Below are 318 nucleotides of genomic sequence, written 5' to 3'. Positions count from 1 at the left end.
TTCTGTCCGCCGGAGAGCTGAACGGGATAGGCAGATTCCTTATCCTCAAGACCCACCAGCTTTAAAAAGGGACGGGCCTTTTGCCGGGCTTCACTCCGGCTCATACCTGCAAGCTCCAGAGGAAAGCACACGTTGTCCAGCGCTGTGCGCTGGAAGAGCAAGTTAAAGCCCTGAAAGATCATGCCGATGGATTGGCGGACCTTGCGCAGTTCCTTTTGGGAAAGGCCGGTCAGCTCCGCGCCGTTTACACGGACGGCACCGGCGGTGGGCCGCTCCAAAAGGTTAATACAGCGCACCAGCGTGGATTTTCCAGCGCCG

Annotated in this window: 1 protein-coding gene; it reads right to left on the bottom strand. The window is 58.2% G+C overall.

What is annotated here, in order from left to right; genetic code table 11:
- Positions 1–318 (bottom strand): ATP-binding cassette domain-containing protein (locus B2W96_RS10985; RefSeq protein ID WP_293010386.1); only part of this gene is annotated, 318 nt, incomplete at both ends.

Origin of the sequence: Oscillibacter sp. UBA6647 (assembly GCA_002455655.1) — a bacterium.
Lineage (GTDB): Bacteria > Bacillota > Clostridia > Oscillospirales > Oscillospiraceae > Oscillibacter.
The sequence above is the reverse complement of the archived record's forward strand: the minus strand, read 5'-3'. Positions and strand labels throughout refer to the sequence as shown.